The sequence below is a fragment of the Nitratireductor aquimarinus genome, from assembly GCF_017255295.1.
Lineage (GTDB): Bacteria > Pseudomonadota > Alphaproteobacteria > Rhizobiales > Rhizobiaceae > Nitratireductor > Nitratireductor aquimarinus.
In genome coordinates this window covers 22495-44572 of record NZ_JAFKDE010000009.1, presented here as the reverse complement: position 1 = coordinate 44572, position 22078 = coordinate 22495, and the positions used below count along the sequence as shown (strand labels likewise).

21 protein-coding genes are annotated in these 22078 nt (G+C 63.3%); 14 read left to right on the top strand and 7 right to left on the bottom strand.

Going from position 1 to position 22078, the window contains the following annotated elements:
* Window positions 1-40 precede the first annotated feature (40 nt).
* From JYP46_RS16110 to phnG, 4 genes are read right to left on the bottom strand one after another with little or no spacing between them, the layout of a single operon-like run.
* Window positions 41-928, bottom strand: a complete 888-nt coding sequence (locus tag JYP46_RS16110) for an alpha-D-ribose 1-methylphosphonate 5-phosphate C-P-lyase PhnJ (protein WP_113153989.1) — start codon at window positions 926-928, stop codon at window positions 41-43.
* Window positions 925-2040, bottom strand: a complete 1116-nt coding sequence (locus tag JYP46_RS16105; RefSeq protein ID WP_113153990.1) for a carbon-phosphorus lyase complex subunit — start codon at window positions 2038-2040, stop codon at window positions 925-927. The genes JYP46_RS16110 and JYP46_RS16105 overlap by 4 nt, the downstream gene beginning before the upstream one ends.
* A 3-nt stretch (window positions 2041-2043) precedes the next feature.
* A complete protein-coding gene (phnH, locus tag JYP46_RS16100) occupies window positions 2044-2655 on the bottom strand; it encodes a phosphonate C-P lyase system protein PhnH (protein WP_206548690.1) in 612 nt (203 codons plus the stop codon).
* Window positions 2655-3122, bottom strand: a complete 468-nt coding sequence (phnG, locus tag JYP46_RS16095; RefSeq protein ID WP_206548689.1) for a phosphonate C-P lyase system protein PhnG — start codon at window positions 3120-3122, stop codon at window positions 2655-2657. Before phnG ends, phnH begins: the two co-directional genes overlap by 1 nt.
* A gap of 120 nt (window positions 3123-3242) precedes the next feature.
* On the opposite strand from phnG, the gene phnF reads away from it, so the two are divergent.
* From phnF to JYP46_RS16050, 9 genes are all read left to right on the top strand, one after another.
* Entirely contained in the window at window positions 3243-4007 is a 765-nt protein-coding gene (phnF, locus tag JYP46_RS16090) for a phosphonate metabolism transcriptional regulator PhnF (protein ID WP_206548688.1), read from the top strand.
* A 122-nt stretch (window positions 4008-4129) separates the two neighbouring features.
* Window positions 4130-5356, top strand: a complete 1227-nt coding sequence (locus JYP46_RS16085; protein ID WP_206548687.1) for an ABC transporter substrate-binding protein — start codon at window positions 4130-4132, stop codon at window positions 5354-5356.
* 21 nt (window positions 5357-5377) lie between these two features.
* The gene (locus tag JYP46_RS16080; protein WP_206548686.1) at window positions 5378-7057 is read left to right on the top strand and encodes an ABC transporter permease; all 1680 of its coding nucleotides are present in this window, start codon (window positions 5378-5380) and stop codon (window positions 7055-7057) included.
* Complete coding sequence (locus tag JYP46_RS16075) at window positions 7050-7712, top strand: ATP-binding cassette domain-containing protein (protein WP_206548685.1); 663 nt, start codon at window positions 7050-7052, stop codon at window positions 7710-7712. The genes JYP46_RS16080 and JYP46_RS16075 overlap by 8 nt, the downstream gene beginning before the upstream one ends.
* A complete protein-coding gene (gene hrpB / locus JYP46_RS16070) occupies window positions 7712-10171 on the top strand; it encodes an ATP-dependent helicase HrpB (RefSeq protein WP_206548804.1) in 2460 nt (819 codons plus the stop codon). Before JYP46_RS16075 ends, hrpB begins: the two co-directional genes overlap by 1 nt.
* Before the next feature lie 38 nt (window positions 10172-10209).
* A complete protein-coding gene (locus JYP46_RS16065) occupies window positions 10210-11544 on the top strand; it encodes an ActS/PrrB/RegB family redox-sensitive histidine kinase (RefSeq protein ID WP_113153998.1) in 1335 nt (444 codons plus the stop codon).
* A gap of 53 nt (window positions 11545-11597) precedes the next feature.
* Complete coding sequence (locus JYP46_RS16060; RefSeq protein WP_113153999.1) at window positions 11598-12164, top strand: ActR/PrrA/RegA family redox response regulator transcription factor; 567 nt, start codon at window positions 11598-11600, stop codon at window positions 12162-12164.
* 187 nt (window positions 12165-12351) lie between these two features.
* Complete coding sequence (locus JYP46_RS16055) at window positions 12352-12999, top strand: S24 family peptidase (RefSeq protein ID WP_206548684.1); 648 nt, start codon at window positions 12352-12354, stop codon at window positions 12997-12999.
* A complete protein-coding gene (locus JYP46_RS16050; protein WP_222474189.1) occupies window positions 12999-13619 on the top strand; it encodes a thermonuclease family protein in 621 nt (206 codons plus the stop codon). The genes JYP46_RS16055 and JYP46_RS16050 overlap by 1 nt, the downstream gene beginning before the upstream one ends.
* Window positions 13620-13697: 78 nt before the next feature.
* Here the strand turns inward: JYP46_RS16050 and JYP46_RS16045 are convergent, their stop codons facing one another.
* Entirely contained in the window at window positions 13698-15356 is a 1659-nt protein-coding gene (locus JYP46_RS16045; RefSeq protein WP_206548682.1) for a lysine--tRNA ligase, read from the bottom strand.
* 146 nt (window positions 15357-15502) lie between these two features.
* On the opposite strand from JYP46_RS16045, the gene JYP46_RS16040 reads away from it, so the two are divergent.
* On the top strand, window positions 15503-15916 hold the full coding sequence (locus JYP46_RS16040) for a tellurite resistance TerB family protein (protein ID WP_113154002.1): 414 nt from the start codon (window positions 15503-15505) through the stop codon (window positions 15914-15916).
* A 62-nt stretch (window positions 15917-15978) separates the two neighbouring features.
* On the top strand, window positions 15979-16800 hold the full coding sequence (locus JYP46_RS16035; RefSeq protein ID WP_206548681.1) for a sterol desaturase family protein: 822 nt from the start codon (window positions 15979-15981) through the stop codon (window positions 16798-16800).
* A 14-nt stretch (window positions 16801-16814) separates the two neighbouring features.
* Here JYP46_RS16035 and JYP46_RS16030 read toward each other — a convergent pair whose 3' ends face one another.
* A complete protein-coding gene (locus JYP46_RS16030) occupies window positions 16815-17654 on the bottom strand; it encodes a transporter substrate-binding domain-containing protein (protein WP_206544501.1) in 840 nt (279 codons plus the stop codon).
* A 172-nt stretch (window positions 17655-17826) separates the two neighbouring features.
* Between JYP46_RS16030 and JYP46_RS16025 the strand changes: the two genes are divergently transcribed.
* The 3 genes from JYP46_RS16025 to JYP46_RS22110 all read left to right on the top strand — a co-directional run bounded on the left by JYP46_RS16025 (window position 17827) and on the right by JYP46_RS22110 (window position 20932).
* On the top strand, window positions 17827-18717 hold the full coding sequence (locus JYP46_RS16025) for a helix-turn-helix transcriptional regulator (RefSeq protein ID WP_113154005.1): 891 nt from the start codon (window positions 17827-17829) through the stop codon (window positions 18715-18717).
* Window positions 18718-19050: 333 nt separating this feature from the next.
* Window positions 19051-20055, top strand: coding sequence for a glycosyltransferase family protein (locus JYP46_RS22115; protein ID WP_222474188.1), 1005 nt, complete (start codon window positions 19051-19053; stop codon window positions 20053-20055).
* Window positions 20024-20932 (top strand): glycosyltransferase family 2 protein, encoded by a 909-nt coding sequence (locus tag JYP46_RS22110; protein WP_236042246.1) that lies wholly within the window; start codon window positions 20024-20026, stop codon window positions 20930-20932. The genes JYP46_RS22115 and JYP46_RS22110 overlap by 32 nt, the downstream gene beginning before the upstream one ends.
* Before the next feature lie 128 nt (window positions 20933-21060).
* Here the strand turns inward: JYP46_RS22110 and ppk2 are convergent, their stop codons facing one another.
* Window positions 21061-21960, bottom strand: coding sequence for a polyphosphate kinase 2 (gene ppk2 / locus JYP46_RS16015; protein WP_206548680.1), 900 nt, complete (start codon window positions 21958-21960; stop codon window positions 21061-21063).
* Between the last annotated feature and the right edge of the window lie 118 nt (window positions 21961-22078).

Genomic DNA, 22078 nt, shown 5'->3' with positions numbered 1-22078 from the left:
GGCCGCGATCCGGGCGCTGTCATCGATGCGCTGTCGTTTCTCACGTTGCAGCCTCTTCGCCGGACAGATGTCCGCGATGGCCTTCGGCGCGGCGCGCCTCGCAATTGTCGGTGTCGGAGCAGACGAACATGCGCCCGCCGCGATCATCGAGAACCACTTCGTCGAGATAGACATCCGTGCCGCCGCACAGCGCGCAGGGCTCATCGAAGGTCTGCACCTCGAAGGGATGATCCTCGAAGTCGAGGCTTTCGACCCGCGTGTAGGGCGGAACGGCATAGATGCGCTTTTCGCGGCCTGCGCCGAAAAGCTGGAGCGCCTTCGACATGTGCATTTTCGGATTGTCGAATTTCGGCGTCGGCGAGGGGTCCATCACGTAACGCCCCTCGACCTTGACCGGGTAGGCGAAGGTTGTGGCGATGTGGCCGTGCTGGGCGATGTCCTCGTAGAGCTTCACATGCATGAGGCCGTATTCCTCAAGCGCATGCATCTTGCGCGTCTCGGTCTCGCGTGGCTCGAGGAAGCGCAGTGGCTCGGGGATCGGCACCTGATAGACGAGCACCTGACCGGCATTCAGCGGTTCCTCGGGGATGCGGTGGCGCGTCTGGATGATGGTGGCGTCGGCGGTGTGGGTGGTTACCTCCACATTGGCGACCTTCTGGAAGAAGGCGCGGATGGAGACGGCATTGGTGGTGTCATCCGCGCCCTGGTCGATGACCTTGAGCACATCGTCGGTTCCGATCACCGATGCGGTGACCTGCACACCGCCGGTGCCCCAGCCATAGGGCATCGGCATTTCGCGGCTGGCGAAGGGTACCTGATAGCCGGGAATGGCGATGGCCTTGAGGATCGCGCGGCGGATCATGCGCTTCGTCTGCTCGTCCAGATAGGCGAAATTGTACTGGGCGATGTTGTCGGTGTGGGCGTTCATTCGGCGGCCTCCCGGCGCTCGGTGTCTGCGGCTGCGCCCTCGCGGCGCTCCTCGTATTCGCGGCGCATCTGGCGGACCAGACCGAGCTCGGCCTGGAAGTCGACATAGTGCGGCAGCTTCAGGTGCTCGACGAAGCCGGTCGCCTGCACGTTGTCACAGTGCGAAATGACGAACTCCTCGTCCTGCGCCGGTGCGGTGATGTCTTCATCCAGCTCGTTGGCGCGCAGCGCCCGGTCGCACAGCGACATGGCCATGGCCTTGCGTTCCGACTGGCCGAACACCAGCCCGTAGCCGCGGGTGAACTGCGGCGGCACTTTCTGCGAGCCCTTGAACTGGTTGACCATCTGGCACTCGGTGACGCGGATGCGGCCGAGCGTGAGCGGGAAGTCGAGTTCCGGCACGTCGATCTCCACATCCACCTCGCCAATGCGGATCTCGCCGGCGAAGGGGTGGTTGCGGCCATAGCCGCGCTGGGTGGAATAGCCGAGCGCCAGAAGGAACCCCTCGTCGCCACGCGACAGGGCCTGAAGGCGCTGGTCGCGCTCCATGGGAAACTCCGGCGGCTCGCGGGTGATGTCGCCGGGCTCACGGTCTTCCGGCAGGGAGCCGTCTTCCTCGATCAGGCCTTCATTGGCGAGAATGTCGGACACGCGCGGCATGGCTTCTTCGGCCTCGCTGCGCGCCTCGGGCGCTGCCGGTTCGGCGTCTTCGGCCAGTTCCGGGTCAAGCAGACGGTGCGTGTAGTCGAAGGTGGGGCCGAGAAGCTGCCCGCCGGGCAGATCCTTGTAGGTGGCGGAGACGCGCCGCTCGACCAGCATCGCTGCCGTGTCGACGGGGCGCGTATAGCCGAAGCGCGGCAGGGTGGTGCGGTAGGCGCGCAGAAGGAAGATCGCCTCGATCATGTCGCCGCGCGCCTGCTTGACGGCAAGTGCCGCGAGGCCGGTGTCGTAAAGCGAGCCCTCGGACATGACGCGGTCGACGGCAAGCGAAAGCTGGCTGGCGATCTGTTCGAGCGTGATGGCGGGCAGGTTGCGGTCGCCGCGGCGACGGTCGGCCAGAAGCCGGTGCGCGTTCTGGATGGCGGCTTCGCCGCCCTTGACGGCTACATACATGGCTCAGGCCTCCTGGCTGGTAATGCGGGTGGAGCGGGGCAGGGCCGCAAGGCCCTCGCGGCTGACCAGGATCAGGTCGATACCGCGCGGAAAGCGGGCGTGGTTCTGCGCCCACTGGCGGGTGAAATGACGCGGCATGGGACGGGGCGCGAGGCGTGCCTCGTTTTCGATGCCGGGGCCGTCGAGAACCAGTTCCTCGCCGCCGGAAAGGTCGTTCACCTGAAGAACGAGTGTGGCCGAGCGGTCGGGATATTCCTGCGAGCCCTGGGCAAAGTTCTCCAGCCCGATCAGGTGCTCGGGATCAGCCGCCAGGATGAAATGCGCATCGGCCGGCGTGTTGGCGAGCGGCGCGCCGGTGTGGAAGGCGAGCCAGGCGCGGACCGCCTCATCGCCCGCAAGCGCGGGGTCGAGCCAGATCGGCGTGTCCTGATCGCAAAGCGCCAGCGCGACGGCTGCGGCCTCCGGCGTCAGCGGTGCGGGCGGTTTGGCGAGCGCAATGCCCTTATGGATCGTGCCGGGCTCGGCCATGGCCTGCATGACGGCGCGGAAAATGGTCTGGGCGTCGAAGACCGGGTTCTGGAAACCGCCTTCGATGGCGATGGAATCGAGCGTCATCAGTCCTCTCCGCGAACCATGGTGAAGAAGTCGACCTTGGTGGCTGCCGTTTCGGCGCGACGGATCGCGTCAGCCTCGATGCGGCGGGCGCGCAGCGGTGCGAGGATCTTTTCCTCGATCCGGGCTTCAAGGTCAGGTTGCTGGCGCAGCGCGTCGATGAGGGCGGCAACCCGCACCTTCATTTTCTCGCGGCCAAGCGCATAGGCGTGGCCAACCTCGCCGCCGGGAAGCTTGACGGTGGCGCGCGTGACGGTGGCTTCGCCGAAGTTGAACGGCGCGCCGCCGCCGCCCATGCGGCCGCGAACGGTCACAAGGCCGGTTTCAGGTCCGCGCAGCGTTTCGGCCTCGTCGGGCAGCCCGGCTTCGTTCCAGAGCTGCATGAGATCGGCGCCGCTCGCCATGGCCAGCACCGCCATTGCTTCGCGCCGCCGCTCGGTGACCGCCTGTCTTTCCTGTCGTGAGACCATGATGTCTCCTTCCTTGTTCGCCAATTTGTCTATTGTTCTAGACAACCAAACATATTATGGGTTTTGCCTAACGGGTGTCCATGACGCGTTGATGACAGCGCAGCCGGGGAGAACGGGATTTTGGCGCAGGCGAAGAAAAAGGAAGCGGTGATCGAGCGGCGCAGCGGCGTTGCGCTCTGGCGGCAGATCGCCGACCGCATGCGGCGCGAGATCAGTGAAGGTCTTCTGGGGCAGGGAGGGCGCATGCCGCCGGAAGTGGCGCTTGCGGAGCGCTTTGGCGTCAACCGGCACACGGTGCGCACGGCGATTGCGGCGCTTGTGCAGGAAGGCGTTTTACGCGCAGAGCAGGGGCGCGGCACCTTTGTCGAAGGACGCAGGCGGCTGGCCTATCCCATCCGCAGCCGTACGCGTTTTTCGGAAGGGCTGGCGGGGCAGTCGCGCGGGCTCGCCGCCGATCTGCTCGATCATGCGGTGGAGCCCGCGAGCCTTGATGTTGCAAAGGCGTTGTGTCTTTCGCCCGGCGCGCCGGTGATCCGGCTGGAGACGCTTTCGCATGCCGATGGACGGCCCGTTTCCCGCGCCCGTGGCTGGTTTGATGCGGAGCGCTTTGCGGGCATGGCGGAAATTTTTTCGCGAACGCGCTCGATCACGGCCTCGTTCCGGGAACTGGGCCTTGCCGATTATCTGCGCCACAACACCACTGTAACAGCCCGGCACGCAGAAGCGGGCGATCTGAAAGACCTGCAGCTTTCGCCCGGCGCGATCGTTCTGGTGACCATTGCCATCAATGTGGATGCGCAGGGACAGCCCGTGCAGTATTCCGAGACCCGCTTTGCCGCCGACCGTATCGAGTTGCACATACCCGGCGCGGACGAGACCGGCTGAGAGCGCACATCACCCACAACTCACCGCGAAGTGACCGCAACGCGAGGTGGTTTGCGTTGATTTGATCCGCCCTGACGTGCTCTATCCCAACGGGTTTCAAACAAGGGCAAAAGGGGTTTCGCTTGCGCGCACTGCTATTTTCGACTGCACTTCTGGCCATTGGCGCGGTTTCAGCCGCCGCCGATACGACGCAGCCCGATCCCTCGAACTGGGATGCGGTTCTGAAGGATGCGCGTGGCGAAACGGTCTATTTCAACGCCTGGGGCGGTTCGCAGAACATCAACGATTACATCGAGTGGGCGGGTGACGCGCTGAAAGAACGCTACGGCGTCACGCTCAGACATGTGAAGCTTGAGGATACGGCAAGCGCGGTCGCCACCGTGGTGGCGGAAAAGGCCGCCGGTCGCGATGCGGGCGGAACGGTCGATCTCATCTGGATCAATGGCGAGAACTTTGCCGCCATGAAGCAACAGGGGCTGATCCTCTCGCCGGGCTGGGCGGAAAAACTGCCGAACTGGGCCTTTGTGGATGTCGAGAACAAGCCGACCATCCGCACCGACTTCACCGTGCCGGTGGAAGGGCTGGAAAGCCCGTGGGGCATGGCGAAACTTGTCTTCTTCTACGACACCGCGCGCATCCATGTGGAAGACCTGCCGCAGGATGCCGACGGGCTGTTGAAATGGGCGCAGGAAAACCCCGGCCGCTTCTCCTATCCGCAGCCGCCGGATTTCATCGGCTCTTCCTTCCTGAAGCAGGTTCTGGCCGAAACGGTCGAAGACCCGGCAGTGTTGCAAAAACCGGTCGATGAAAGTGCGTTCGACCAGGTGGCAAAGCCGCTTTTCGACTATCTCGATGCGCTGAACCCGGCCATGTGGCGCTCCGGCCGTGCCTATCCGCAGAATTACCCGGCGATGAAGCAGCTTCTGGCCGATTCCGAACTCGACATCATCTTCGCCTTCAATCCGGCTGAAGCCTCGAACGCCATTGCCAATGGCGAGCTGCCGGACACGGTGCGTTCCTTCACCTTTCCCGGCGGCACGCTGGCCAACACCCACTTCCTGACCATCCCCTACAATGCTTCGGCAAAGGCGGGGGCGCTGGTCGCTGCCAATTTCCTGATGTCGCCCGAGGCACAGGCGCGCAAGCAGGATCCAGCCATCTGGGGCGATCCGACGGTGCTCGCGCTCGACAGGCTGGATGTGGATGACCGCGCCCGCTTCGACGCCATCGATCTCGGCGTCGCAACGCTGCGGCCCGACGAACTCGGCCCGGCGCTGGACGAGCCGCATCCGAGCTGGATGGAGCGCATCGAAACCGAGTGGAAACGGCGCTATGGGGTTGGAAATTAGCCAAGGCATGGGACCAGCCTGATGCTGACGCGCCTCGGTCCCTTTCTCGCCATCGGGCTTCTGACCGTTCCGGTCGCGTTCGGGCTGGCCGGCACATTGTTGCCGGCCTTCGGCTATCTGCCGGCGCTGGGTGGCATGGAGTTCGGGCTTGCGCCCTTCGCCATGCTGTTTTCCGAGCCGGCCATTTTCATGTCGGCGCTGATGAGCCTCGTCAGCGGGCTTGCGACGGCGGCGATCTCGCTTGCGGTGGTGATGCTTTTCACCGCCGCCTGGGGCGGCACGCGGCACTTTGCACGCATCCAGCATCTGATTTCGCCGCTGCTTTCCGTGCCGCACGCGGCCAGCGCCTTCGCGCTCGCCTTTCTCATCGCGCCATCGGGCATGATCGCGCGGCTGATCTCGCCGGGGCTGACCGGCTGGGAGCGCCCGCCCGACCTCCTGATCGTGCATGATCCGTTCGGCCTGTCGATGATGGCGGGCCTGATCGTGAAGGAAATCCCGTTCCTGCTTCTCGTCACGCTGGCCGCACTGCCGCAGGTGAAGCCGGCGCGCATGCGGGCACTCATTGCGTCAATGGGATATGGGCGCATCTCCGGTTTCGTGTTCGGCCTCTGGCCGTCGATCTATCCGCAGATCCGTCTGCCGGTTTTCGCGGTCATCGCCTTTGCCACATCGGTGGTGGATGTGGCCGCCATTCTGGGCCCGACCACGCCCGCGCCGCTGGCGGTTCGGCTGGTCGACTGGATGAACGATCCCGACCTCTCCATGCGCTTTCTGGCGTCGGCGGGGGCGGTGCTTCAACTGGGCGTCACGGCCGCCGCAATCCTGATCTGGATCGGCTTCGAGAAGCTCGGCGCGCGGCTGCGCGACCGGTTTTCCTGCGCCGGGCGGCGCTTTCGGCGTGACCGTGTTCTGCGCTGGGGCGCGCTGGCCGCGATGCTTGTGTCTGCCTGCGCAATCTTTGCCGGGCTTGTGGCGCTCGGCCTGTGGTCGGTGGCGGGCCTCTGGCAATATCCCGACCTGCTGCCGGCGCGCTTCGATCTGCGCAACTGGATGCGGGTTCTGCCCAATCTGGTGGAGCCGCTGGCAACCACGCTGTTCGTGGCGTTCATCTCCACATTCGTTGCGGCGGTGATCGCCATATTGTGTTTCGTGCGGGAGGATGAGATGGGGCATCCGCCGGGGCGGGGCGCGCTGGCGCTTCTCTATCTGCCGCTTCTGGTGCCGCAGGTGGCGTTCCTGTTCGGGCTCCAGCTTCTCTTCATCCTGACCGGTGTGGAGGCGACGCTGGCGGCGCTCGTCTTCGCGCATCTCGTCTTCGTGTTGCCCTATGCCTGGCTCGCCCTGAAAGACCCCTGGCGGGCCTTCGACCGGCGCTACGACCAGATTGCGGCGGGGCTCGGCAAGGGGCCGGTGCGGCGGTTCTTTCAGATCCGCCTGCCGATGCTGGCGCGGCCGCTTCTTGCCGTTGCGGCCATCGGCTTTTCGGTGTCAGTGGGGCTCTATCTGCCCACGGTGCTGATCGGCGCGGGGCGGCTGACGACGATAACCACAGAGGCGGTGGCGCTCGCCTCGGGTGGCAATCGCCGCGTGATCGGCATCTATGCCTTCATGCAGATGGTGCTGCCGGCCGCCGGCTTTGCCGTTGCCACAATCGTACCGGCGCTGATATTCCGCCGGTATCGCGACATGCATGTTTGAACGGACACGGGATTTGACGGAAGCCGGACTCTTCATCGACCGGGTGACGATTGCCCTTGAAGGGCGCGAGATCGTTTCGCTGACCAGACGGGTTGCGCCCGGCGGGGTGCTGACGGTCATGGGGCCGTCTGGTGCGGGAAAATCCACGCTGCTCGCCTATATTGGCGGGTTTCTCGATCCGGTGTTTTCGGCGCGTGGCAGGGTTTTCGTCGATGGAACCGAGGTAACGGCGCTGAAGCCTGAAGACCGGCATGTGGGCGTGCTTTTTCAGGATCCGCTTCTGTTTCCGCATATGAGTGTGGGCGGCAATCTGATGTTCGCGCTGCCGGAGGCGGTGCGCGGCCGCGCGGCGCGGGCGGCGCGTGTCGCACAGGCGCTTGAGGGCGTGGGCCTTGCGGGGCTCGAGGCGCGCGATCCGGCAACGCTGTCGGGCGGGCAGAAGGCGCGTGTGGCGCTGGCGCGTGTGCTGGCCTCTTCGCCGCGCGCCCTGCTTCTGGATGAGCCCTTTTCCAAGCTTGATGCTGAATTGCGTGCACAGACCCGCGAACTGGTGTTCTCCAAGGCGTGCGATAGCGGGCTGCCGGTGCTTCTGGTGACGCATGACGAGGCTGACGCGGAGGCCGCCGGCGGCGACATCGTGCGGATTGGCGCGTGATGGAGAGACCGAAACTCCCCGATCTTCCGGTAACGGAAGTGCTGCCAGTGCTGAGCGCGGCGCTGGAGACGCAGGGCAAGGCGGTGCTGGTCGCACCGCCGGGAGCGGGCAAGACGACGCTTGCGCCGCTCGCGCTTCTGGACGCCGAATGGGCGTCGCGCGGTCGCATCGTGCTTCTGGAGCCGCGCCGGCTTGCCGCGCGGGCTGCGGCCCGGCGCATGGCGGCAATCCTTGGCGAGGAGCCGGGCGAGACCGTCGGCTACGCCATGCGCATGGAGCGAAAGGTCTCCGCCAGAACGCGCATTCTCGTGGTGACGGAAGGCGTTCTCGCGCGCATGATCGTTGATGACCCGGAGCTTTCCGGCATCGCAGCGGTGCTGTTTGACGAGTTTCACGAACGCTCGCTCGATGGCGATTTCGCGCTGGCGCTGGCGCTCGATGCGCAGGCCGCATTGCGGCCGGACCTGCGGCTTCTGGTCATGTCGGCCACGCTTGACGGCGCGCGGGTGGCGGCGCTTCTTGGCGATGCGCCGGTGATCGAAAGCGAGGGGCGGAGCTTTCCCGTCGAGCTGCGCCATGCGGAACGGCCCGCCGGCGAGGCCATCGAGGAAACGATGGCGCGGGCGGTGCGCACGGTTCTGGCGGAGGAGGAGGGCAGCGTGCTCGCCTTCCTGCCCGGTCAGCGCGAGATCGAGCGAACGGCGGAGCGTCTTGCCGAACGGCTGCCCGCCGATGTGGACATCACGCCGCTTTATGGCGGTCTCGACGGGCGGGCGCAGGATGCGGCCATCCGCCCGGCGGATGCGGGGCGGCGCAAGGTGGTTCTGGCGACGGCCATTGCGGAAACCTCGGTTACCATTGACGGCGTGCGCGTGGTGATCGACAGCGGCCTGTCGCGGCTGCCGAAATTCGAGCCCTCAACGGGGCTGACGCGGCTTGAAACGGTGCGCGTTTCGCGCGCTTCCGCCGATCAGCGGGCGGGTCGCGCGGGGCGCACCGCGCCGGGCATTGCGCTTCGGCTCTGGCGGGCGGAACAGACGGCGGCGCTGCCCGCCTTCACGCCGCCGGAAATTCTGGAGGCGGATCTGTCGGGCCTGCTGCTCGACTGCGCTGCCTTCGGCGTGAGCGACCCGGCTTCTCTTTCCTTTCTCGACGCGCCGCCGGCTGCGGCGGTTGCCGAGGCGCGCAGCCTCTTGCAGCGGCTTGAGGCGCTGGACGAGGCGGGGCGGTTGACGGCGGCGGGCGAAGCGATGCGCAGGCTCGCCCTGCCGGTGCGGCTGGCGCATATGGTGGCGCGCGCGGCGGAAGATGGTCACGCGCTGGCCGCAGCCGAACTCGCCGTACTCCTTTCGGAGCGCGGGCTGGGTGGCCGGTCTGCCGATCTGGACGACCGGTTGCAGCGCTTCCGCAGGGAGCGGGGTGCGCGGGCGGAACAGGCGCGCCGACTGGCCGCGCGGCTTGCCAGGTCTGCCGGTGGCGAACGCGCCGGCGATGCGCCGCATGCGGGCGCTCTGCTCATCAACGCCTGGCCCGACCGCGTTGCAAAGGCGCGGGGCGCACATGGGCATTTCGTCATGGCGAATGGTCGTGGCGGCGTGCTTGCCCCGGAGGAGCGGCTTGCCGGCAGCGCCTTTCTGGTCGTCGCCGATCTGCAGGGGCGGGCGCAGAATGCGCGCATCGCCTCGGCAGCGGCGATTGACGAAGAAGAGATCGTGGCGGCACTCGGACATCTGATCGAGGAGGTTACCGAGACACGCTTTGACCGGAGCGCGGGCACGCTCAGGCAACGACGGGTGCGCCGGCTGGGCGCGCTGGTGCTGGCCGAGCAGGTTTTGCCGCCGCCATCGGGCGCTGCCGCCGACCGCGCGGTGATCGACGCCGTTCGGGCAAACGGGCTGTCGCTCCTGCCATGGGACAGGGAGGCGAAGGCGCTTCGGGGCAAGCTTGCCTGGCTTCATGCGGCGAAGGGCGATCCATGGCCGGACATGTCCGACGAGGCGCTTCTCGACCGGCTGGATGAGTGGCTTCTGCCCTTTCTCACCGGCGAGGCGTCGCTTTCCAGACTGGCGCCGCACATCCTGCGCGAAGGGCTGACTGCATTGGTGCCGCACGAGTTTCAAAGGCGCATCGGCAAGATGGCGCCCAGCCATTACGACGCGCCTTCGGGCAGCCATGTGCCCATTCGCTATGAGGCGGAGGGGCCGGTTCTGGCGATCCGCGTGCAGGAGCTTTTCGGCCTGACCGAACACCCGACGGTGGCCGATGGCATTCCGCTCAAGCTGGAGCTTCTGTCGCCGGCGCACCGGCCAATCCAGACTACCCGGGACCTGCCGGGCTTCTGGGCCGGATCGTGGGCGGATGTGCGCGCTGACATGCGCGGGCGCTACCCCAAGCATGTTTGGCCGGAAGATCCGGCGAACGCAGCCGCGACACATCGCGCCAAACCGCGCAAAAAATAATCCTTGGAGTGCGGGCGGACTTCCCCCATAACGCCGCCATGCTTGAGGATATCAGGGCACACGATCCGAGCCACGGCCTGCGGCTCAACACGCTCATCAAGCTGCGCTGGCTGGCGATCATCGGTCAGAGCGCGGCGGTGATCGTTGTCGCCTTCGGGCTTGACTTCCCGCTGCCGGTGGGCATGTGCTTTGCGCTGATCGCGGCATCCGCCTGGCTCAACGTGCATCTGGCGCTCAGATATTCCGTGGCGCACCGGCTTGCGCCGCTGCCCGCTCTCGGCATTCTTACATTCGATGCGTTTCAGCTGGCGGGCCTGCTCTACATGACGGGCGGTCTCACCAACCCGTTCTCGCTTTTGATGACGGTGCCGGTGGTGATCTCGGCCACATCGCTGCCGTTGCGCTGGACTGCGCTTCTTGGCTTTCTGGTGGTGGCGCTGACAACGGCGCTCGCCGTGTTCCATCGCCCGCTTCCCTGGTTCCCGGGGACGGAGCTGGTGATGCCCCTGATCTACATCATCGGCGTGTGGATCGCCGTGGTGTCGAGTATCGCGTTTACGGGTGTTTATGCCTACCGGGTGGCGAAGGAGGCGCGGCTTCTGGCCAATGCGCTCGCCGCCACCGAACTCGTGCTGCAGCGCGAACAGCATATTTCGGCGCTCGATGGTCTGGCTGCTGCCGCCGCGCATGAACTCGGCACCCCGCTTGCCACCATTGCGCTGGTGGCGCGCGAGATGGAGCGTGCGCTCGGCAATGACGACCGCTTCAGCGAAGATGTGACGCTCCTGCGCACCCAGAGCGAGCGCTGCCGCGAGATCCTGCGCCAGCTCACAAGCCTGTCATCGGAGGGCGAGGCGCATATGGCGCGGCAGCCCTTCACCTCGCTGATCGAGGAAACGGCGGCCCCGCATCGCGATTTCGGCATCGATATCCGCCTGGAGCCCGGCGTGACCGACGGGCCGGAGCCCGTGGGGCGGCGCAATCCCGGTGTGATCTACGGGCTTGGCAATCTGGTCGAGAACGCGGTCGACTTCGCGAAAGAGAGCGTGACGATCCGCTGGCACTGGGATTCCTACAAGGTCGGCCTTCTGGTGATCGATGACGGACACGGCTTCCCGGCTGAAATCCTTGACCGGATCGGCGAACCCTATATGTCCAAGCGCGCGCCGGGCTCCAGCAGTGGCGGCGGGCTCGGGCTTGGTCTGTTCATCGCCAAGACGCTGCTTGAGCGCTCGGGCGCACAGATTCGTTTTGGTAACCTCGCCGAAAGCGGAAAAGGCGCTTATGCCGAGGTTATCTGGCCCAGAGCCGTATTTGTTGCTCCGGATAACAATCTGGAAATGGGCGAAAATAGTCCTAAATTGGAAAGCTGACAGATTTAGGCTAGAAAGATTCTAGGAAGAGTAACGTGCTGAACGTGTTGGATATGACAAGCGACACCGTGGAAGACCCGGACGCCGCTCTGGGCGAAGACCGCTCCCTTCTCATCGTTGACGATGACAAACCCTTTCTGACGCGTCTGGCGCGGGCGATGGAAAGCCGTGGTTTCACGGTGGAAACGGCCGAGAGCGTGGAAGAAGCCGTTGCGCGCGCAAGGGCCACGCCGCCGGCTTTCGCCGTGGTCGACATGCGCCTTGCCGATGGCAATGGCCTCGACGTGGTGGCCACCATCCGTGAAAAGCGCAAGGATGCGCGGACGGTCATTCTGACCGGTTATGGCAACATCGCCACGGCCGTGACGGCGGTGAAACTTGGCGCTGTCGATTATCTGGCAAAGCCTGCCGATGCCGACGACATCTACGCCGCCCTGACGCGGCAGTCGGGCGAAAAGGTTGCGCCGCCGGAAAATCCGATGTCCGCCGACCGCGTGCGCTGGGAGCATATCCAGCGGGTTTACGAGATGTGCGACCGCAACGTTTCGGAAACGGCGCGGCGTTTGAACATGCATCGCCGCACACTGCAGCGTATTCTGGCCAAGCGCGCTCCGCGCTGACCGTGACGTGATGCCCCCTGCATGGTGCAGGGAAGCCCGCAATGTCACTTGATAGTAAGTCGGCTTAATTTGCGGGTGTGGCGCGTGTGGCGGCAAGCATGGGTTTGTGGACAAGCCCTGCCGCCGGCGCTAAAAGCAAAAGACAGGTATATTTTCCTGTCCCTTTGATACCGGAAGGATGTGTCGCGTGCTTTCGCACGACAAGGTCTGGGCAGCCATAGACGCGCTGGCGGCGCGTCACTCGCTTTCCGCCTCCGGTCTGGCCCGGAAGGCAGGCCTGGATTCGACTGCCTTCAACAAGTCGAAGCGCCTTTCAGCCGATGGACGCCCGCGCTGGCCGTCAACCGAATCCCTGTCGAAGATCATGCTTGCCACGGGCACGACGCTGTCGGAGTTCTTTGCGCTTCTGCAGCGTGACGCTAGGCCCACCGAACCTTATGGAAATCCACCGTCCAGCGTGCCTCTGATCGGCTTTGCGCAGGCGGGCGCCGGCGGTTTCTTCGACGATGCCGGGTTCCCGCTCGGCGAGGGCTGGGAGCAGGTGGATTTGCCGGGCGCGGCGCGCGAAGGCGCTTATGCGCTTCAGGTGCAGGGTGAATCCATGATGCCGCTCTATCGTGACGGCGACACGCTGATCGTCGATCCCACGGCCCGCTTACGGCGTGGCGATCGTGTGGTGGTCAAGACGGCGGGCGGCGAGGTCATGGCCAAGGTTCTGCTGCGGCAGACGAGCGAGCAGGTCGAACTGCTTTCGCTGAACCCCGAACATCCCAATCGTGTGATCGAGATAGCGCAGATGGAATGGATGGCGCGTATCGTGTGGGCGAGCCAGTAATGAAGAGGGCAGGCGTTCTTTCACTGGCGCTTCTTTCTGGCGCTGCTGCACTCCTGACGCCCGGTTCCGCGCAGGCGCAGGAGCGCCGGCAGCCGCGTGTCATCGCGCCGGAGCTTGTCGCGCCGCCGCTGATCGATTCCACCGGGCTTGAACGGGCGCAGCCCCGCGAGCCGCTCAGCGTGCTTGCAGGCCCCGCTCCCGAGCCCAAGCCGCAGGACACGCTCTATTATCGGCCTGTCGCCATTGCGGCGGGCATGTTCGAATCCGAAGGACGCACCATCACGATTGCCGGCATCCGCGTCATCGGCGCGGACCAGTCCTGTGATGCGAGCAGCGGCGGGGCCTGGCTTTGCGGCAAGCGGGCGCGCACGGCGTTTCGCTATTGGCTTCGCGGGCGCGCGCTGGAGTGCCATGCGGAAGGCGGGGCGGCGGGCGAAGCTGCTTCCGATAATGAGAGCGATGCGCCGATGCGCTGTTCGCTCGCCGGTTACGATGTGGGCAGCTGGCTGGTGGAAAATGGCTGGGCGCTCGCAAGCCCAGATGGCCCTTACGCCGAAGAGGCGAAGGCGGCCCGCAATGCCGGCAAGGGCATATTCAGCGGCGGGCCTTCCGGCTCGTAATCCGAGATCTTGAAGGGACTGGCCTCTTCCCGCTCAAGAAGCGCGACTCAGGGAGCGCGAAAAGGCCAGATCCGTTTGTCAGGCCGACAGCTCGTCGTTGAGCGCGGCAGTGATGAGGCCGCGCGTTTCGGCGATGCCGTAAAGCGCTGCGAAGGAACCGAAGCGGGGGCCGCGTTCCTGGCCCAGAAGCACCTGATAGAGCATCTGGAAGAAGGCGACCGAGACACCCGGCCCGCCATTCGGGCTCTTGCGCTTGTGATCCTGATACCGCTCGATGCCGCGCGCCACATCCAGAATGGCGTTCTGGATGGCTTCGCCATCGGCGTCGGCCGGCAGTGCGCCAAGGGCTTCGTTGATGCCGGCAAGCGCCTCGCGCTCGACCTCGTCGGGCGCGCGGAACGCCTTGGACGGCTTCACGAAATCCTCGAAGTAACGCAGCGCATAGCCGGTGAGACGGTCCAGCTCGGGATGCGTCTGCGGCGTGACGCCGGGCGCATAGCGCGAGATGAAGCCCCACAGAACGTCCGTGTTCTGCGCGTTGGAGGCGCTGACCAGATTGAGCAGCAGCGCAAACGGCACCGGCAGTTCGATTTCCGGCGGTGTGCCGTCATGGATGTGCCAGACCGGGTTGCCCAGACGGTTCTTCCAGTCCTGACGGTCATAGGCCGACAGGAAGGTGTAATACTCGTCCACCGCGCGCGGGATCACGTCGAAATAGAGCTTCTTGGCCGCTTTCGGCTTCTGGAACATGTAAAGCGAGAGGCTCTCGGTCGGGGCATAGGCGAGCCACTCGTCGATGGTCAGGCCATTGCCCTTGGACTTGGAGATCTTCTGGCCGTTCTCGTCCAGGAACAGTTCGTAGTTGAAGCCTTCCGGCGGCTTCTTGCCAAGTGCTGCGCAGATCTGCGCTGCCAGCTTGACGCTGTCGATCAGATCCTTGCCGGACATTTCGTAATCGACGTCCAGCGCGGCCCAGCGCATGGCCCAGTCGGGCTTCCACTGCAGCTTGCAGTGGCCGCCGGTCACGGGCGTCTCGAACAATTCGCCGCTTTCGGGATCGCGCCAGACAATGCTGCCTGCGTCGAGCTTGCGCTCTTCCAGAGCGACCTGCATCACCACGCCCGTCTTCGGGTGGATGGGCAGGAAGGGCGAATAGGTCTGCGCGCGCTCCTCACGCAGCGATGGCAGCATGATGTCCATCACCGCATCGTAGCGCTCGAGCATGGTGAGCAGCATTTCGTCGAAGCGGCCGGCGGCGTAGTACTCGGTCGAGGAGGCGAACTCGTAGTCGAAGCCGAACCGGTCGAGGAACGCGCGAAGCCGCGCATTGTTGGCCGCGCCGAAGGATGGGTATTCGTTGGAGAACGGGTCCGGCACCTTTGTCAGCGGCTTGCCCAGATGCGTTCGCAGCATCTCCTTGTTGGGCACATTGTCCGGCACCTTGCGCAGGCCGTCCATGTCATCGGAGAAGCACAGGATCTTGGTCTTGATCCTGTCTTCGGTGAGCACGCGGAAGGCATGGCGCACCATGGAGGTGCGGGCCACTTCGCCGAAAGTGCCGATATGCGGCAGGCCCGAGGGGCCGTAGCCCGTCTCGAAGAGCACGGTTTCGGGGAAGCCGCCTTCGTAGCGTTTGACGATTTTGCGCGCCTCTTCGAAGGGCCACGCCTTGCTCTCGGCTGCGGCCTCAATCACTTCGGGCGTCAATTCAAGCGCGTCCTGGCTTGCCGTCGTCATGTCGCTTTCCAGAATTTCGTTTCGATCAAGGGCCAAGCCTGTAAGGCGGCTCAGCCGGTGCGTCAATCGAAGCGACGATTTTTCATTGCGGCATGACGCCCGGCTACCTACTTTCAGGCTCCCTTATTGTGATAGCGGAGAACAAGATGGCGCAGCCGTCCGCCCACGAAGCCCTGATTTACCTGATGGTCGTCATGTCGGCCGCCGACCGCGACATGACCGATGCGGAACTTGCCATTATCGGCGACACGATCCGCTCCTGGCCGGTTTTTCAGGAGTTCGACGACAACCGGATTATCGAGGTGGCGCGGCAGTGCCAGCAGATCCTTCAGGAAGATGACGGGCTTGAGCGTATTCTGAACGCCGTGCGCGACACCGTGCCTGCCAGGCTGCACGACACCGCCTATGCGCTGGCTGTCGAGGTTGTCGCAGCAGACCGGCATGTGGAACCGGAAGAAAAGCGCCTGCTGCACATCGTGCGCAGCAGGCTGCATCTGGAGCCGCTGGTCGCCGCCGCCATCGAGCGCACGGCGCAGGCGCGCAAGCGGGCGCTCGGCTGACACATATGGCCGTTCAAGCGCATGTGACTGGCGTTTGAACGGCGCTACGGAATAATGGCGGCATGACTTCTTTTCTCTTCTCCGAAGCGGCCATCCGCCTCTTCGCCTTTGTCGGCATCTTTTCGATCATGGCGCTTTACGAGTTGTGGTCGCCGCGGCTCGAGCGACCCGAAATGGTCGGCGCGCTGAAATCGCGCCGATGGTTTGCCAATCTTTCAATGGTGTTGATCTCGTCTGCGATGATGCGGGTGGTGTTTCCCGCCGCCGCCGTGGGGGCCGCCATGTGGGCCGAGGCGGAGGGCTGGGGGCTTTTTCATGCCCTTGGCGTCCATCCGCTTCTTGCCGGCGTCATCTCATTCATCATTCTGGATTTCGCCGTTTGGCTGGAGCATGTGGCAAGCCACAAGATCCCGCTTCTATGGCGCATCCACCGCATGCACCACGCCGACAATGGTTTCGACGTGACCACGGGGCTGCGCTTCCATCCGCTGGAGATTGTCGTCTCCATGCTCTGGAAAGCGGCGATCGTGGTGCTGCTGGGCGCGCCGGTTCTGGCCGTTCTCCTGTTTGAGATCGTGCTCAACGGCACGGCCATGTTCAACCATTCCAATGTGAAAATCCCGCTCGGTCTCGACCGGATCCTGCGTCTTGTGCTGGTGACGCCGGACATGCACCGCGTGCATCACTCGACCATAAGGCGGGAGACGGATTCCAATTACGGGTTCAATTTTCCGTTCTGGGATCGCCTTTTCGGCACCTATATCGCGCAGCCGAAGCGCGGGCATGACGACATCGAGATCGGCCTGTCGGACTATCGCGGCAGTTTCACGGCGCAGCTCGTGTGGATGCTGGTGCTGCCGTTCCGCAGCCTTCGCCGACGTTAGATCACAATGCACCCCTAGTAGAAGTCGACCGGGAAGTATCGCAGATAGGTGTGGGTGAAGCCGCCGGTCGCATTCATGCTCTGCAATGCGAAGTCGATGGCTTCGACGAGTTGCGGCATGTCCTTCGGAACCGCCACGGCAAGGCCCTGACCGAGATATTCGGGTGCGAAATAGGCGCCTCCGGAAAAGACGCAGCAGTCCTGCGCATCCCTGCTCGCCAGCCAATAGCCCAGCTTCACCCCGTCGCCGAATATGCCATCGATCTTCCCGGATTTCAGATCTTCGTGGAGCCAGTCGTTTCGCGTGTAGACGACGCTTTGCACCTCCGTGAAAAGGTCGCGCAGCATGAGTTCGTGGGCGGTTTCATCCATGACGCCGATGCGCTTGCCCTTCAGCGCTTCATGGAGCGGTTCGGCCAGAGGGGCCGAGCGAAGCGTCACAAGCCTTGCCGGAAAACGCAGATAGGGGCGCGAGAAAAGATAGCGCTCGCGGTTCTCCTCGGTGATCGCCAGTCCGGCGATGACGGCTTCGGCGCGACTGTTTTCAATCGCCGGACCGATTTCATTCCATGGCAGCGCCTGTATCTGGCATCGTTCCGAGATGCCGAGCACGCCGCATATCTGTCGAACGAGATCGATGTGAACGCCACTGATCCGGTTTTCCTCGTCCAGATAATTGAACGGATAAAAATCGACCGTTGTGAGAAAACGCAGTCTGGAAAGCGATGAAATATCCGGTTTTGACAGCTGCTGCTTTGGATCCGTGAAGGCTGGTGGCGTCGCTTCTTCTGCCGCTGCAGGTATTGATGCAAGCGTCAAAATGATTGCAAGGATTGCCTTGTTGCGGTGCAGCATTTTTCTCATAGAATAGTAGCCGACGAATTATGTTTTGTTGCTTCTACTGATTTTTTTTGTCTATGGAACAATTCCATTGTTATTACCGATAGGCTTTATTGTTTAAGACAAAGGCGAATTGTCCGCATTCTGGGGGTGAGTCGCGAGGAATGTGGGGCAGGGACAGGCATGTATGGGTGATTTCCGGGAAACGCGGGTTTTTGTTGACGCTATCCAGAAGGCGCAGACACCGGCGGCGATTTGCAACGTCCTGATCGCTTTTACGCAGCGTTTCGGGCTGCATACGGTGTGTGCGGGGACGCTGCCGCCCAGAGGAGCCGCACCCGGAGATCAGGTTGGGCACCTCGTTCTGAGCAGCTGGCCCCAGGAATGGATCGACCGATATGTCTCGCGCGGATACATTTTTCATGACCCGATCGTAAAACATGTCCGCGAAAGCGGAAATGCCGTTTTGTGGCGCGATATCCTGAATGATGTCGAGGAAACCCGTCAGACATCGAAAATGATGAGCGAGGCCAAGGGGTTCAAGCTGGTTGACGGCATTGCGATGTCTTTTCCTACCCTCGAAGGCAGCCAGATCATCATGTCTTTCGGAGGGGAAGAGGCCGAGCTTTCCAAGAAGGATCTCGGTGTCGTCTCTTTCGCGGCAACCTGTGCCGTTGCCCATGCGCTCGGATTGCGCGGCGCGGATCGATATGGCGACCTGGACATGCTTGAAAAGGAATGCCTTCAGCTCGCCGCCCGTGGTCGCTCTCATTGTGAAATCTCCGAGCGGTTGTGCATCGATCATGACGAGGTCACGCATCACATCGAGCAGGCCAAGAGAAAGCTTGGTCCCGGTCACACGCTTTATCGCCTCGGGGAAGCGCCGCGCCTGACGCCGAGAGAGAAAGAATGTCTCGAATGGGCGGCTTTCGGAAAATCCGAATGGGAGGTTTCGCAGATACTCGGTATTTCCGAGCATACGGCGGAAAAACACCTGCTGAATGCCAAGACAAAGCTAGGTGCAGCCAATCGCGTGCATGCGGTTGCCGAAGCCATTCGCTGCGGCGTCTTCGACTAGGGCGTGCCTTTCTTTCAGAGTGCTATTTCTGGTTGACTGTGATTGGTGATTTATCCAGACTGAAATGCGGGGAAATCGAATTGATGGATTAATCATTCAATGGTGAGGTGAATGGATCGTTCGATTGTTGGGAGCGTTTTCGTATCGCTACTGTGTTTTGAATTTTGGCCTTTTGGGCCCGGATTTCATAGAAAACGAAGTTTCAGTTTTGCCGAGAGCAACGCGTCCACATTGAATTAGGTGGTTGTCATGGACCATCTGATGAACACATCAAAGACAGACCGGGCCTCTGGCCATTTATCTGGTTCAGATCGTTCTGGTGGGGCAGGCGAAATGCCTGACGCTACAACACCATCGCCAGCCGCTGACTGGCTGCCCATTCTCAAGACACTTTCGATCACCGAAGCGGAAGCGCACGGCATTGAGGCGCGGGCGAAGCTTGCCGGCGTTTCGTTTCAGACGGAGCTGCTTGCGTCCGGTCTGGTGCCTGAACATGCGCTTTTTCGGGCGCTGGCAGACAATCTGGGGCTGGCCTTTCTGGCCAATCCCGATGCTGACGCGCTTGTCATGCGTGGGTGGCAGGGGCTGGCGGCGCTGGCGCAGCGTGGTGGCGCGCGGGTCAGCCTTTCCGTCGATGCGCGGGGGCAGTCCGTTGTCCTGATCGCGCCCGACCAGCTCAACATTCCCGCATTGCACTCTTTCGTGGAGCGGTATCCGCGCGCATCGAAGCGCATTCGCGTGGTGCAGCCCAGCGCATTGCGGGATGCGATCACCAGGCGCTCGCGGGGCAGACTGATGCGGGTCGCCACGGAGCGGCTTTTCAGGGAAGCACCGGAGATGTCGGCGCGCATTGTGGTCAATGCCTGGCAGGGGGCGGCGCTCGGGGCTGCGGTGGTGTCGCTGCTTTTTGCGGCCGTCTTTGCGCCTTCTGCCACGCTGCTGGTGCTCCATGGCGCGTTTTCGCTGGCGTTCCTTTCCTGCGTCTTGCTGCGGGTGGTTGTCGGTTTTGGTATCAAACGTTCGCCGGGGCCGCGCTTCACCACGATCGGGCCGGCTGACATGCCGGTCTATTCGGTTCTGGTGGCGCTTTACAAGGAAGCCGAGATCGTTCCCGATCTTCTGATGTCGCTTGGCAAGATCGTGTGGCCGCGCGCCAAGCTGGAAATCAAGCTGGTCTGCGAGGCGGATGACCATGAAACGCTTGCAGCGCTTCGGGCGCAGGAGCTGCGCCCCTATATCGAAGTGATTGAGGTGCCGGCGGGGGGGGCCGCGCACAAAGCCAAAAGCGCTTTCCTACGCCCTGCCGATGACCTCCGGCGATTTTGTGGCGCTTTATGATGCGGAAGACAGGCCGCATCCGTTCCAGCTGGTGGAGGCCTGGAACGCTTTCGAGACTGCCGACGAGAAGCTGGCCTGTGTACAGGCGCCGCTGACCATATCCAACAGTCGGGAGAGCTGGATTTCAGCAATGTTCGCGCTGGAATACGCTGCGCTGTTTCGGGCGGTCCTTCCATGGCTGGCGCGGTCCGGCTTGATGCTTCCGCTGGGTGGAACTTCCAATCATTTCCGGCGTGTGGCGCTGGAAGCGACGGGCGGCTGGGACCCTTACAATGTCACCGAGGACGCCGACCTCGGGGCGCGCCTCAGCCGCTTCGGCTATCGTGCGAGCGTCATCTGGAACCCGACGCAGGAAGATGCGCCCACGGATGTGCGCACATGGCTGCCGCAGCGCACGCGCTGGTTCAAGGGGTGGGCGCAGACATGGCTCGTCCATATGCGCAATCCGCAGTTGACCGCGCGCGAGCTGGGGCTGGGTTCTTTCGTGATCATGCAGGTTCTGTTCGCAGGGATGGTGCTCTCGGCGCTGGCTTATGGCTTTTTCTTCCTGACCGCATTCGGCGTCATCGTCTATCTGATGCTGGGCGGCGAGTTTCAGGCCTTCCAGCAGTCGCTGCTCTATATCGATATAGTGAACGTGGTTCTCGGGCATGGTGCGTTTCTGCTGCTCGGCTGGATGACCTTGCAGAAGACCGAGCGACCCGCCTTCTGGAAGCGGATCGTATGGACGCCGGCCTATTGGTGCCTGATGTCGGTGGCCGCATGGCGATGCATCTGGCAGCTCTACTGGACCCCGCATCACTGGGAGAAAACACCGCACAGGCGGCATAGCCGCGGTCATTTGCCGGTTGGAAAGGTTCAGGAGCGTCAGGTGTGATCCTGAAGCGCCGGTGTGCCGTAGCCTGGCTGCGGCGGTGTTTTTGAAACGGGCGTTCAGGCAGGGGGCGAAAGGTCGTGTGTCGGGCGTCTCCGCCCGACATTGCCGTTCCTGAATGCAGCTGGCCGTTAATCCAGGAAGCCGGGACCTGTGCCGATGATGAGCTGGTCTTCGGGGCCGATGGCGTCGAGATCACGCCCGTCATAGGCGATGGCGAGCAATATGCGCCGAATGACCGCCAACCGTGCCCGGCGCTTGTCGTTGGCGCGCACCACCGTCCAGGGCGCGTGGGCGCTGTGGGTGCGTTCCAGCATGGTGTCGCGGGCGCGGGAGTACGCGTCCCACTTTTGAATGCCGGCTACGTCCATGGGAGAGAATTTCCAGTATTTGAGCGCGCTGTGACGACGGTCATGAAAGCGCTCAAGCTGTGTTTCCTGGCCGATGTTCAGCCAGAATTTGAAGAAATGGATGCCGTCATTGACGATGGCCCGCTCGAAGTCGGGCGCTTCGTTCAGGAACTGCTCATGCTGCTCGGGCGTGCAGAAACCCATCACTGGCTCGACGCCGCCGCGATTGTACCAGGAGCGGTCGAAGGTCACCAATTCGCCGCTCGTCGGGAAATGGGTGACGTAACGCTGGAAATACCACTGCCCGCGCTCCGTCTCGGTGGGCTTGGGCAGCGCGACATTGCGGGCATTGCGCGGATTGAGATAGGTGCGAATGCGCGCAATCGTGCCGCCCTTGCCGGCAGCGTCTCGCCCTTCGAAGAGCGCCATAACCCGCGCGCCGCTTTTCTGCATCCATGCCTGCAGCTTTACCAGTTCGATCTGCAGCGTTTCGAGCTGCTTTTCGTAGTCGTCACGGTCCATTTTTTCGTCATATGGAAAACCGCCGGCTGTGAGTTCCCGCTCCTTGACCCAGTCAGGAAGGTCCGGTTCGTCAATGTCGAAAGTCCTTTCCTCGCCTGCAATCGTGAGCTTGAAAGGTTTGATTTTTTCGAGGGCAGGGTTTTCCAAAGGCTTGTTCATAAAACCGATCCTGAATCATGAGAGTGTCAATGCTATTTGCAGCTTGATACAAGGTCCAGCAGTGAAGACGGAATGACAATTCTTCTTCATAACAAGAGACCCTGAAGCGGGCGTGCCT